The 12,270-nt window shown below is 71.0% G+C and carries 9 protein-coding genes and 2 pseudogenes; 4 read left to right on the plus strand and 7 right to left on the minus strand.

The window, feature by feature from the left end; all coding sequences use genetic code 11:
- The 6 genes and pseudogenes from sepX to galU form a co-directional block, all read right to left on the minus strand.
- Positions 1–1,075: pseudogene (gene sepX / locus SSOG_RS17465) on the minus strand (divisome protein SepX/GlpR); the annotation flags it as partial.
- Positions 1,076–1,217: 142 nt separating this feature from the next.
- Positions 1,218–1,841, minus strand: a complete 624-nt coding sequence (locus SSOG_RS17470; protein WP_009715564.1) for a GNAT family N-acetyltransferase — start codon at positions 1,839–1,841, stop codon at positions 1,218–1,220.
- Complete coding sequence (locus tag SSOG_RS17475; RefSeq protein WP_009715565.1) at positions 1,838–2,440, minus strand: MogA/MoaB family molybdenum cofactor biosynthesis protein; 603 nt, start codon at positions 2,438–2,440, stop codon at positions 1,838–1,840. Before SSOG_RS17475 ends, SSOG_RS17470 begins: the two co-directional genes overlap by 4 nt.
- Positions 2,437–2,919 carry a cyclic pyranopterin monophosphate synthase MoaC gene (moaC, locus tag SSOG_RS17480; protein ID WP_039937917.1) on the minus strand — a complete coding sequence of 161 codons (483 nt, stop codon included), beginning with the start codon at positions 2,917–2,919 and terminating at the stop codon, positions 2,437–2,439. The genes SSOG_RS17475 and moaC overlap by 4 nt, the downstream gene beginning before the upstream one ends.
- 62 nt (positions 2,920–2,981) lie before the next feature.
- Positions 2,982–4,313, minus strand: a complete 1,332-nt coding sequence (gene glp / locus SSOG_RS17485) for a molybdotransferase-like divisome protein Glp (protein WP_009715567.1) — start codon at positions 4,311–4,313, stop codon at positions 2,982–2,984.
- Positions 4,314–4,317: 4 nt separating this feature from the next.
- Positions 4,318–5,220 (minus strand): UTP--glucose-1-phosphate uridylyltransferase GalU, encoded by a 903-nt coding sequence (gene galU / locus SSOG_RS17490; protein ID WP_009715568.1) that lies wholly within the window; start codon positions 5,218–5,220, stop codon positions 4,318–4,320.
- A gap of 133 nt (positions 5,221–5,353) precedes the next feature.
- Here galU and SSOG_RS17495 point away from each other — a divergent pair, with 133 nt between their 5' ends.
- Positions 5,354–5,893 carry a 5-formyltetrahydrofolate cyclo-ligase gene (locus SSOG_RS17495; protein ID WP_245606610.1) on the plus strand — a complete coding sequence of 180 codons (540 nt, stop codon included), beginning with the start codon at positions 5,354–5,356 and terminating at the stop codon, positions 5,891–5,893.
- 172 nt (positions 5,894–6,065) lie between these two features.
- Here SSOG_RS17495 and SSOG_RS17500 read toward each other — a convergent pair.
- Positions 6,066–8,813, minus strand: a pseudogene (locus SSOG_RS17500) (penicillin acylase family protein); the annotation flags it as partial.
- A 244-nt stretch (positions 8,814–9,057) separates the two neighbouring features.
- Here SSOG_RS17500 and SSOG_RS17505 point away from each other — a divergent pair.
- The 3 genes from SSOG_RS17505 to SSOG_RS17515 all read left to right on the plus strand — a co-directional run bounded on the left by SSOG_RS17505 (position 9,058) and on the right by SSOG_RS17515 (position 12,016).
- Positions 9,058–10,566: a potassium/proton antiporter gene (locus SSOG_RS17505; protein WP_009715571.1), complete on the plus strand. Its 1,509-nt coding sequence runs from the start codon at positions 9,058–9,060 to the stop codon at positions 10,564–10,566.
- 110 nt (positions 10,567–10,676) lie between these two features.
- Complete coding sequence (locus tag SSOG_RS48540) at positions 10,677–11,069, plus strand: FmdB family zinc ribbon protein (protein WP_078510332.1); 393 nt, start codon at positions 10,677–10,679, stop codon at positions 11,067–11,069.
- 98 nt (positions 11,070–11,167) lie between these two features.
- Positions 11,168–12,016 carry an S-methyl-5'-thioadenosine phosphorylase gene (locus SSOG_RS17515; RefSeq protein WP_009715573.1) on the plus strand — a complete coding sequence of 283 codons (849 nt, stop codon included), beginning with the start codon at positions 11,168–11,170 and terminating at the stop codon, positions 12,014–12,016.
- Positions 12,017–12,270 lie beyond the last annotated feature (254 nt).

The following is a 12,270-nucleotide window of genomic DNA, read 5'->3' on the forward strand; positions in this document are numbered from 1 at the left end:
CCTGTCCGGCGTCGGGCTCGGCGGGTGGCGCCGGGTCGTGGCCCGGGGCGGGGTCGACGGTGCTGGAGCGGGCGGAGCTCCAGGCATCGGGGGCGGCCAGGTAGACGCTGCCGGTCGCGCGGGGGGCGACAGGCGCCGTGACGTACGTCGGCAGCGGGACCGGCACCGGCTCCCAGCCGTCCCCGGCGGCGGGGCCGCGCTCGCGCTCGCGCTCCTGGTCCACCCACTCCGCGTGGTCGGTCTGTTCGACCAGGGCGCGGCGCCCGGCCGCGTGCGGGGAAGCGGACGGGGCGGCGGACTCGGCCTCGGTGGGTGCGGGCGGGTCGGCGGGGCCGTCGTCGGCAGCGGGGCCGTCGGCGGGCGGATGGCTGCGCGGGCGGCGCTCCCGCAGCCGCTGCGCGGCCTGCTCGGCGCGGCGCTGGTCCATGGTGAAGGCGAAGCGGCGGCGCTCCTGGGCGCGCAGATACGCGATGTACGCGCTGAGCAGTATGGCCGGAAGGGCCGGGGCCCACAGGAAGGCGAGACCGCCGACCGCCGCGACGATCGCGCCGAGGGTGAAGGTGACGAAGAGGATCACGGTGGTGCGGCGACGGCGCGCAAGCACCCGCGCACGCCGCCCGCGCTCCAGCGCGCTGAGGCCGCCGGCCGGAGCGGCCGGGGCCGCGGCCCCGTCGCCCATCGGCGGCCCGTCCGGATCGCCGGGCGCGGGCGCGAGCAAGGTCACGGGTTCAGCGAAGGCCCGGACGTCGACCGCGTCGGTGACGGCTTCCGGATCGGCGGAGAAGCGCTCAGGATCGCCGGAGCGCCCCCCGGCGTCGGGGGCGGCGGACGGCGCCGGGTCCGGGGCGGTTCGTACCGCCGGGTCGTCCGGGGTCCCCGGGCGCTCTCGGTCCTCAAGCCCCTTGGCGTAACGGCGCTCCATGCCCGCCCGTCCGGACAGCAGCCGGATGGCGGTGCTGAAGCGTTCCGTCGGACGGGCCTCATTGAGCTCGTCCTGCCTACGGAGCCACATCGGCACCAAATAGGCGGCCCAGGCCCCGACGATGACTGCGTAGATGAGGCCACTGCTGCTCACGCTCACACGGTAGAGGGGTCCGCATGAGGCCATCTGCCAATTGGCGCGGTGTGTCGCACGATCTGGCTGATATCTCGAAAGTTTTTTGTGATTGTTGGGATGACCAGGCCGGGAATGTGTCGAATGTAATCGAACAGAGTTTTTATTTCTGCGATGCCCCTGGTCGGGTCCGGTGCCACCGGGAGAGCAGCCCCTCCGACAGCTCCTCCACGGTGAGCGCGAAGACCAGATGGTCGCGCCATGCGCCGTCGATGTGCAGATAGCGCGGCCGCAGCCCCTCTTCGCGGAATCCGAGTTTCTCCACCACCCGGCGGCTCGGCAGGTTCTCCGGACGGATGCACACCTCGATGCGGTGCAGTCCGACGGTGCGGAAGCAGTGGTCGGTGGCGAGCGCGACCGCGGTCGGCATGACGCCGCGACCGGCCACCGCCTGATCGACCCAGTAGCCGATGTGGCCCGAGCACATCGAGCCCCAGGTGATCCCGGCGACCGTCAACTGCCCGGCCAGCCGCCCCTGGTACTCGATGACGAACGGCAGCATCCGCCCGCCGTGCGCCTCGGCCCGCAGATGGCGCACCATCTGCCGGTAGGTGGGCCGCTGGGTGACGGGGCCGCCGGGCGCGGGCGGCGGAATGGTCGCCTCCCAGGGCCGCAGCCACTCCCGGTTGCGCTGGTTGACCTCGCGCCAGGCGCGCTGGTCGCGCAGCTTTATGGGGCGCAGGATCGTGTCTCCATCCGCCAGCACGACCGGCCAGGGCGCGTTCAGCTCGCGCTCCCGGCGGGACCGGCGGGACCGGCGGCATCGGCTGCGGGACGGGCGGCATCGGCAGTGCCGGCGGGCCGGGGGTGGTCGCCGCCGTGGATCTGGTCGACCGCGTGCGTCAGGAGCCGCCCGAGCACCGCGAGACCGTCGCGGACGCCGCCGGTCGAGCCGGGCAGGTTGACGATCAGGGTCGTCCCGGCGACCCCGGCCAGGCCCCGGGAAAGCGCCGCTGTGGGCACCTTCGCGAGCCCTTCGGCGCGGATGGCCTCCGCGATGCCGGGGATCTCGTAGTCCAGGACCCGGCGGGTGACCTCGGGGGTGCGGTCCATCGGGGTCAGGCCGGTGCCGCCGGTGGACACGACGACGTCGTACGAGGCGGCCACCGCATCCCGCAGCGCGGCCTCCACCGGGTCGCCGTCGCGGACCACGCGCGGGCCGTCGACCGCGAAGCCGAGCGCGGTCAGCCCCTCGGCGATCAGCGGGCCGCCCTTGTCCGGGTAGACCCCGGCGGCGGCGCGGTTGGAGGCCGTGACGACCAGGGCGCGGTACCGCGGAGCGTCATCGGGGGCGTCAGGGCCCGTAGGGGTGGCGGGGGCGGTCATTCCCGGCTCCAGTCGCCGGACTTCCCGCCGGTCTTCTCCTCCACCCGCACGTCGGTGATGACCGCGCTCTTGTCGACGGCCTTCACCATGTCGATCACCGTCAGGGCGGCGACGGAGACCGCGGTCAGGGCCTCCATCTCGACGCCCGTACGGTCGGTGGTCTTCACCGTGGCGGTGATCTCGACCGCGTCGTCGGCGACCGCCAGGTCGACCTTCACGCCCGACACGGCGAGCGGATGGCACAGCGGGATCAGGTCCGGGGTGCGTTTGGCGCCCATGATGCCCGCGATCCGCGCGGTCGCGAGGGCGTCGCCCTTGGGGACGCCCTCGCCGCGGAGCAGTTCGACGACGCGCGGCGCGACCAGTACACGGCCGCTCGCGCGGGCGGTGCGCGCGGTGACGTCCTTGGCGGAGACGTCGACCATGCGCGCCGCGCCCGCCGGGTCGAGATGGGTGAGGTGGTCCTGGGCGCTGCTCATCGTTCTCCCGGTCCGGGCCAGGTGGCTCTGTGCGACGACACCGTACCCGCCGTAGGCCCCGGCTAGGCGAGAAGGACGACGTCTACCTCGGCCCCGGGGGCGACCTCGGCCACGTCCTCGGGGATCACGATCAGTGCGTTGGCCCGGGCGAGAGCCTTGATCAGATGCGATCCGGCGCCGCCCACCGGGGCGACCGTGCCCGGCTCGCCCGCCACCGACGGCTCGTACCAGCCCCTGAGGAACTGGCGCCGGCCCTCCGGCGAGGACGCGATCCCGTCCGGACAGAACGCCCGCACTGTGGTGCGGTGGACCAGGCCGGCGCCCAGCATGGTGCGGATCACCGGCCGGACGAACAGCTCGAAGGAGACATACGAGCTGACCGGATTGCCGGGGAGGGCGAGCAGCGGGGTCCGGTCGGAGCCGACGCGCCCGAAGCCCTGGGGCTTGCCGGGCTGCATGCCCACCGTCCGGAACTCGACCTCGTGCATCGCCTCCTTGACCACGTCGTACGCGCCGACACTGACGCCGCCGCTGGTGACGACGATGTCGGCGCGGCTCAGCTGGTCCTCGACGGTGGCGCGCAGCGTCTCGGCGTCATCGGCGACCGAGCCCACCCGGTAGGCGATCGCCCCGGCCTCCTGGGCGGCGGCGGTGAGCTGGTAGCTGTTGGAGTCGTAGATCCGGCCGGGTCCGGTCTCCTCACCGGGCTGGACCAGCTCGCTGCCGGTGGACAGCACCACGACGCGGGGTCGCGGCCGGACCCTGACCGTGGACCGGCCGACGGCGGCCAGCAGCCCGATCTGTGCCGCCCCGAGGACCGTGCCGGCGCTCAGCGCCAGCTCCCCCGCCCCCGCGTCGCTGCCCCGGGTGCGCACATGCTGCCCGTCCCGGACCGGCCGGAAGACCCGCACCAGGCCGCTGCCGCCGTGCGGATCCGAACTGCGGGCGGGCATGCCGCTGACCGGCCCGTTGTCCAAACCGCCGTCGGTCCACTCGACCGGGACGACGGCCTGGCCGCCGGGCGGCAGCGGGGCGCCGGTCATGATCCGGGCGGCCTCGCCGGGGCCGACGGCGGGCAGCTCGCCGCTGCCCGCCGCGATGTCCCCGACGACCGTCAGCACCGCGGGGTGCTCCCCCGTCGCCGCCCCGACGTCGGCCGTGCGGACGGCATAGCCGTCCATCGCGCTGTTGTCGAAGGGCGGGAGGGCTGCGGGCACGGTGACGTCCTCGACCAGGACGCAGCCCAGGGCGTCCAGCAGCTGCAACTCGATGGGATCCAGCGGGTGGATGTGCCCGAGGATGTCGTCGAGGTGCTCGGCCACCGACCAGACCCGGTGACGCTCCCGGCCCTCGCCCGTGCCCTGATCGGCGGCCCGTGCCGCGGTGCTGCTCAAAGTGCTACATCTCCTCGGTGACGTAACTGCGAAGCCATTCCCGGAACTCCGGGCCCAGGTCTTCACGTTCGCACGCGAGTCTGACAATGGCACGCAGATAGTCGCCACGGTCGCCTGTGTCGTACCGCCGTCCCTTGAAGACGACGCCGTGCACCGGGCCTCCGAGGTCCGGATCCGCGGCGAGCGCCTGGAGCGCGTCGGTCAGCTGGATCTCGCCGCCGCGGCCGGGCTCGGTGCGGCGCAGCACGTCGAAGACGGCCGGGTCCAGCACATAGCGGCCGATGACCGCGTACGAGCTGGGCGCGTCGGCCCGGTCGGGCTTCTCGACCAGGCCGGTCACCTGGACGACGCCCTCGTCCAGGGTGGGCTTCACGGCGGCGCAGCCATAGAGGTGGATCTGCGCGGGATCCACCTCCATCAGGGCGATGACACTGCCGCCGTGCTGCTCCTGCACCTCGACCATCCGGGCCAGGAGCGGGTCACGGGCATCGATGAGGTCGTCGCCGAGGAGGACGGCAAAAGGCTGGTCACCTACGTGCGGGGCGGCGCACAGCACGGCGTGGCCGAGGCCCCTGGGATCGCCCTGCCGGACGTAGTGCATGGTCGCCAGGTCGCTGGACTCCTGGACGCGGGCGAGGCGGGTCTCGTCGCCCTTGCGGGTCAGAGCCTCTTCGAGCTCGTAGTTGCGGTCGAAGTGGTCTTCCAGGGGCCGCTTGTTGCGACCGGTGATCATAAGAACGTCGGACAGGCCGGCGGTGACGGCTTCCTCGACGACGTACTGGATCGCCGGCTTGTCGACGACCGGCAGCATCTCCTTCGGGGTGGCCTTGGTGGCCGGGAGGAAGCGGGTTCCGAGGCCCGCAGCAGGGATGACAGCCTTGCTGATCCGAGTACGCGATTGAGTCATGTCCCGAACCTTATCCGGTGCCTTTCAGGCGATTGATGAGGATACGGTGAATATGACATGAGACAGGAAGTATGTGCACTCAGTGAGCACCACCGACGCTAGTAAGCCCGCGTTGCGGAAACGTCTCCTGACGATGAGGTCCGGGTTGACGGCGGATGACATCGAGGCAGCCGGAGCCTCACTGGCGTGTCGCGCACTGGAGCTGCCGGAGCTGGCCCGCGCGGACACCGTGGCGGCCTATGTCTCGGTGGGGCGCGAACCCGCTACACGCGCGCTCCGGGACGCGCTGCGCGCGCGGGGCGTACGGGTGCTGCTCCCCGTCCTGCTGCCGGACAACGACCTCGACTGGGGCGCGGACGAGGGCCCGGACGGACTGGTGCGGGCCGGCCGGGGCCTGCTGGAGCCCGGCGGGCCGCGGCTGGGCCCGGACGCGGTCACCCAGGCGGACGCGGTCCTGCTGCCGGGGCTCGCGGTGGACCGGCGCGGTATGCGGCTGGGGCGCGGCGGCGGTTCGTACGACCGGGTGCTGGCCCGGCTGGCGCGGGCCGGGGCCGACCCCGCGCTGGTGGTGCTGCTGTACGACGGCGAGCTGCTGGACGCGGTCCCGGAGGAGCCCCACGACCGGCCGGTGCACGCCGCGGTGACGCCCTCGGGGGCGCACCGCTTCGTCTGACGCCCGCCGGGTAACGCGGCGGCCCCGCCGCAGGCGCCCGAAGGCGTCTCCGGCGGGGCCGGAAGGTGCGCGGGCTCCCGCCCCCGGTGCGGCAAGCGGGAAGAGCCCAGCAGAAGGACCGTCTGAAGCGCCGGGTGGTTGGCTCAGGGGATGCCTTCAGGAGGTGAGGGCCCAGCTGATCGTCGGTGGACTTGTCCACCGCGGTCTTGCTGAACGCCCAGAGCAGCAGCTCGCCCTTCGCCCACTTCTCGGTCTGGTCCGTGTAGTGCGCGTTGTAGGCGTGGCCGGAGGCGCCGGTGAGGTTGATCCACCGCGACTTGTCGAAGTTGTCCAGGTTGACGACCATCCGCATCGACGGCACCCAGGTGACGTCGTAGCCGCCCGCCGCGTTCCAGCCGGTCGCGTTGACCGCCGCCTCGCCGCCCGCGAGGTCCCACGGGCCGCGGTTCAGCATCCACTGGACGACACCCGGGCCCTCGGTGCCCAGCGTCTGGTTCTTCAGCGTCAGCCGGTGCAGCCGGCCCCAGCTCCAGGTGTTGATGTTCTTGCCCAGCTTGGCGGTCAGCTCGGAGCGCGCGTCCTTCATGGCCTCGGCGAGCAGCTCGTCACGGTTGGCCGCGCCCGGCTGGTTGCGGGTCCCGGCAGTCTTCCACCAGTCGTTGCCCGGGTCCTTGATGATCTTCCGTACGACCTCGTACCAGCGGTCGCCGCCGTCCGGCTGGGCCTGGTCGGCATCGCGCGTCCCGCATTCGCGCACCAGCCGGGTGTTCCCGTCCAGGTCCTCGAGCGGCCCGGAGTCCTCGGCCGGCCGCACCCGCAGGCACTGCCCCTTGACCCGCAGCTCCTTGGGCATCTTCTCGCCGAAGGCGAGCATCAGGGTGTTGCGCCAGACGGCGTTGAAGTACGCGGCGGCCGAGGAGTCGGCGTCCTGGGTGTAGTCCCAGCCCTCCAGGAGCTTCTGGGCCTCACGGACGAACGGGTCCTTGACGTTGATCTTCAGCAGATACGGCGTCAACACCTTGGCGATCTCACTGCTGTTGTCCGTCTGGAGGGACTGCATGTCGTCCGTGGAGATCTTCCCGCCATCCTTGATCTTGGATTCGATCAGGTCGGTGATGCGCTGGCTGCGCGCGCCGTATCCCCAGTCGTCGGTCAGCGGGTACGGGTACTTCTTCTTGTCTATGACGGCCTGGTTGGCGGTGACGATGTAGCCGCGGTCGGGGTTGTACTCCCAGGGCAGCGCCGACTGCGGAATGAACTTCGACCACCGGTAGCGCGAGTCCCAGCCGGGCGCCGGGTAGCGGCCGTCGCCCTTGGCGCGCACCGGGATGCTGCCCGGCGCCTGGTAGCCGATGTTGCCCTTGGTGTCGGCGTAGATGAGGTTCTGGGCGGGGACCGCGAAGTCGCGGGCCGCCTTGCGGAAGTCGTCGAAGTTCCGCGCGCGGTTCAGCCCGAAGACCGCGTCCATGCTGTTGGACGGGGACAGCGCGGTCCACTTCAGGGAGACCGCGTAACCGTCGCCGCGGTCGGGCGCCACATCGTCGGCCCCGCTGCCGACCGGTGCGCTCTTGCCGACGTTCGTCAGCTCCTCGTCACGGTCCGAGACGATGGGCCCGTTGTCGGTGCTGCGTACCGTGATCGTGCGGCTCTTGCCGCCCGCGACCTTGATGGTCTCCTCACGGCTGCGGAACGGGACCTGCTTGCCGTCATAGAGGTAGTGCGACGCGGTGACCTTCTGGAGGTACAGGTCGCTGACGTCGGCCCCCAGATTGGTCATCCCCCAGCTGATGTCCTGGTTGTGGCCTATGACCACGCCGGGCATCCCGGAGAAGGTGTAGCCCGCCGTGTCGAACGGGCACTTGCTGGTGACCTGGTTGCAGTGGAGGCCCATCTGGTACCAGACGGACGGCAGCTGGGGCGCCAGATGCGGATCGTTGGCGAGCAGCGGCTTGCCGGTGGTCGTGTGCCGCCCGGAGACGACCCACGAGTTGGAGCCGATACCGCTGCCGTTGGGGCCCAGCAGCGCCGGAACCTTCTCCAGGGTCTTCGACATGGAGGTGAGCTGGCTCTGGAGGCCCTGGGCGGCCCCGTTGGCCCCATTCACGGTGCCGGCCGCACCCGCGCTGCCCGTGCTGTCCGTCGACGTCGCCTTGGGATCGAACTCGTCGGTGGCCTCGTTGAGCGCGCCACCCTGGACGATCGGCTTGTTCCGGCTGTACGGATACGACGGGTACAGCTCTTCTATCTGCTTGGCGCTCAGCCGGCTCGACGCCAGGGCGCGGTCCACCTCTTCCTGCATGTTGCCACGCAGGTCCCAGGCCATCGCCTTGAGCCAGGCGACCGAGTCGACCGGAGTCCACTTCTCGGGCTTGTAGCCGTCGTTCTTGAAGCCCAGCGCCGCGTATTCGACCGACAGCGCCTTGCCCTCGTGGTCTTTGAGATAGGCGTTGACCCCGGCCGAGTAGGCCCGCAGATACTTCTTGGTCGCCGGCGACAGCTTGGTGTCGTATTCCTTCTGCGCCACCCGGCGCCAGCCCATGGTGCGCAGGAACGCATCGGTCTCCACCTGGCTGGAACCGAACATCTCCGAGAGCCGACCGGCCGTCATATGACGGCGGACGTCCATCTCCCAGAAGCGGTCCTGGGCCTGGACGAAGCCCTGGGCGCGGAACAGATCCTCGGGTGAATCCCCGTAGATCTGGGGTATGCCATGACCGTCGCGCTTGACCTGGACGGGATCGGAAAGTCCCTTGAGCTGAAGCGACCCCGTGGTCTCCGGGAAAGAGGCCCGCACGGTACTGATACTCCAGTACGTGCCGAAGCCGGTGCCCCCCAGGAGCAGCAGCACGACTGCGATCACGATCAGGCGGAGACGTCGGCTCTTCTTCTTGGGAGAAGAGCCGGTTTTGTTGGCGGGCATCGCTGTCCTTCGAGGGGCAGGGTGATCCTGGAGTGCTGGAGCAACCATAGGCGCAGCGCTGTCGCCACCCCTACGCGGAGTCATGACTGACGCCGTCCACCGGCCACCGGACCGGTCTCCCCCACCTCCGAGGGCGGCCCGTGTGGAAGGCCCGCGTCAAGAACCCGTAAAATGTTAGGTAAGGCAATGAAGTTCCGGTCGGCCGGGAACCGTTCACATCGTCCCCGAAGGTCCCGCCGCTCACGTGAGAAAGGTTCGGCCCCTGACTGTCCACCACCTCAATGAACTGCTGCTGGTCTGCTCTCTCGTCCTGCTCGTCGCGGTGGCGGCCGTAAGGCTGTCGTCCCGCAGCGGGCTGCCCACCCTGCTCCTCTACCTCGGGATGGGCGTCGCCCTGGGCACGGACGGGCTCGGCGTCACCTTCGACAACGCCGAACTGACGCAGGTCATTGGCTACGCCGCGCTGGTGGTGATCCTGGCCGAGGGCGGTCTGGGCACCAAGTGGCAAGAAATAAAACCCGCGCTGCCGACGGCCGCCGCGCTGTCGACCGCGGGCGTCGCGGTGAGCGTGGGGGTCACCGCGGCGGCGGCGCACTATGTGGTGGGGCTGGACTGGCGGCAGGCGCTGATCATCGGCGCGGTGGTGTCGTCCACGGACGCGGCGGCGGTCTTCTCCGTGCTGCGCAAGGTGCCGCTGCCCAAGCGGCTCACCGGCACTCTGGAGGCCGAATCGGGCTTCAACGACGCCCCGGTGGTGATCCTGGTCGTCGCCTTCTCCAGCCAGGGCCCGATCGACGCCTGGTACCTCTTGATCGGCGAGATCGTGCTGGAGCTGGCGATCGGCGCCGCCATCGGTCTCGCGATCGGCTGGCTCGGCTCGTACGGGCTGCGCCGGGTGGCCCTGCCCGCCTCGGGTCTGTACCCGATCGCGGTGATGGCCATCGCGGTCGTCGCCTACGCGGGCGGCGCGCTGGCGCACGGCTCCGGCTTCCTCGCCGTCTACCTCGCCTCGCTCGTCATGGGCAACGCGAAGCTGCCGCACTGGCCGGCCACCCGCGGTTTCGCCGAGGGGCTCGGCTGGCTCGCCCAGATCGGCATGTTCGTCCTGCTCGGACTGCTGGTGACGCCGCACGAACTGGCCGACGACATCTGGCCCGCCGTCGTGGTCGGCCTGGTGCTGACCGTGGTCGCTCGGCCTCTGTCGGTGCTGGTGAGCACGGCGCCGTTCCGGGTGGCCTGGCGGGAGAAGGCCCTGCTGTCCTGGGCCGGGCTACGCGGCGCGGTGCCCATTGTGCTCGCGACGATCCCCATGGTCGGCGAGGTGCCCGACAGCCGCCGGATCTTCAACATCGTCTTCGTCCTGGTGATCATCTACACCCTGATCCAGGGGCCGACACTGCCCTGGTTCGCCACCCGGCTGCATCTGGAGGAGGCGGAGGGCACCGCGGATCTGGGCATCGAGTCGGCGCCGCTGGAGCGGCTGCGCGGCCATCTGCTGTCCGTGTCGATCCCCAAGGACTCCCGGATGCACGGAGTGGAGGTCGCCGAGCTGCGGCTGCCGCCGGGGGCCGCGGTCACCCTCGTCGTCCGCGACGGCTCCAGCTTCGTACCGCTGCCCTCGACCGTGCTGCGGCGCGGCGACGAACTCCTGGTGGTGGCCACCGACCCGGTGCGGGACGCGGCCGAACAGCGGCTGCGGGCGGTCGGCCGGGGCGGCAAGCTGGCAGGCTGGCTGGGCACCGGCGGCGGCTGATGGCGTGGCGTAGGTCACCGCGTGCCGTACCGCAGTGGACTGGCGGGCCGGAATGCTGCACTATGGAGCGTCGTTAGCACTCAACGAGTGAGAGTGCCAGGAGGAAGTACGTGCCGACCTACCAGTACCAGTGCACCGAGTGCGGCGAGGGCCTCGAGGCGGTGCAAAAGTTCACCGACGACGCGCTCACGGAGTGCCCCGAGTGCCAGGGACGCCTGAAGAAGGTGTTCTCCGCGGTCGGCATCGTCTTCAAGGGCTCCGGCTTCTACCGGAACGACAGCCGCTCCTCGTCCAGCAGCTCGGGCAGCGGCTCGGCGAAGTCCGCGTCCAAGAGCGACGGCGGCTCGTCGTCGGAGAAGAGCTCGTCGTCTTCGTCCTCTTCCTCCTCGGACACCTCCTCGGGGTCGTCCTCGTCGACTTCCTCGTCGTCGACGTCTTCGCCGTCCTCCTCGTCGACGTCTTCTTCGTCGTCTTCGTCGAGCAGCACCAGCTCGGCCGCCTGACCTCGCACGCACCGCGCGCCCCCGCCGTTTCCTCCCGGGAAGCCGCGGGGGTGCCGTGTGTCCGGGCGCCGTCGGTCGCGGCTGGCTAGGGTGATCGCATGGCCGAGACGAGCAGCACACCAGCAGACATAGGGGTCATCGGAGGGTCGGGGTTCTACGCCTTCCTCGACGATGTGACCGAGATCACCGTGGAGACTCCCTATGGTTCGCCGAGCGATTCGCTCTTCCTCGGCGACATCGCGGGACGGCGGGTCGCCTTCCTGCCCCGGCACGGCCGCAAGCACCATCTGCCGCCGCACCGGATCAACTACCGCGCCAACCTGTGGGCCCTGCGCGCGGTCGGGGCACGACAGGTGTTCGGCCCCTGCGCGGTGGGCGGACTGCGGCCGGAGTACGGCCCGGGGACGCTGCTGGTGCCGGACCAGCTGGTGGACCGCACCAAGGGGCGCACGCAGACCTACTTCGACGGTGAGCCGCTCCCGGACGGGCGGGTGCCGAACGTGGTGCACACGACCTTCGCCGACCCGTACTGCCCGGTGGGACGGCAGGCCGCGGTGACGGCAGCACGCGGACGCGGCTGGGAGCCGGTGGACGGCGGAACGATGTGCGTGGTCGAAGGCCCCCGCTTCTCCACCCGCGCGGAATCGCGCTGGCACGCCGCGCAGGGCTGGTCGGTGGTCGGGATGACCGGGCATCCGGAAGCGGTGCTCGCCCGTGAACTGGAGCTGTGCTACACGTCGTTGACGCTGGTCACCGACCTGGACGCGGGCGTGGAGACGGGTGAGGGCGTCTCGCACGGCGAGGTGCTGAAGGTGTTCGGCGAGAACGTCGGGCGGCTGCGCGAGGTGCTCTTCGACGCGGTGAGCAGCCTTCCGGACAACGCCGACCGGGACTGCCTGTGCGCACATGGGCACGACGGCTGGGATCTGGGGATCGAGCTGCCGTAGCGGGCGGGCTGGTGGGGCCGCGCTGGGACGGATGCGCACGCGTGTGGGGGACCGGGTTGTCCACAAGGCGGCGGCCGTCCACAGGGCCCAGCGGGATCGGGCGAGGCCGGGCATGGTGAAGGGGCCCAATAGCTCCCGGCTCCTCACGGCAGGCGGTGTTGTGCCATGTCCCGTCCCTTTCCGGCGTCCCCGTCCCCCTCGTCCCTCGCGTCTTCTCCGCCGCCCCGCGCCACTCCCCCGGCCCGCGCGGTGCC

This window comes from Streptomyces himastatinicus ATCC 53653, from assembly GCF_000158915.1.
Taxonomy (GTDB): domain Bacteria; phylum Actinomycetota; class Actinomycetes; order Streptomycetales; family Streptomycetaceae; genus Streptomyces; species Streptomyces himastatinicus.

Coding starts and splice junctions, on each gene's coding strand:
- SSOG_RS17475 (WP_009715565.1), bottom strand. CDS start 2,440: ATGACCGCCCCCGCCACCCCTACGGGCCCTGACGCCCCCGATGACGCT.
- moaC (WP_039937917.1), bottom strand. CDS start 2,919: ATGAGCAGCGCCCAGGACCACCTCACCCATCTCGACCCGGCGGGCGCG.
- galU (WP_009715568.1), bottom strand. CDS start 5,220: ATGACTCAATCGCGTACTCGGATCAGCAAGGCTGTCATCCCTGCTGCG.
- SSOG_RS17495 (WP_245606610.1), top strand. CDS start 5,354: ATGAGGTCCGGGTTGACGGCGGATGACATCGAGGCAGCCGGAGCCTCA.
- SSOG_RS17515 (WP_009715573.1), top strand. CDS start 11,168: ATGGCCGAGACGAGCAGCACACCAGCAGACATAGGGGTCATCGGAGGG.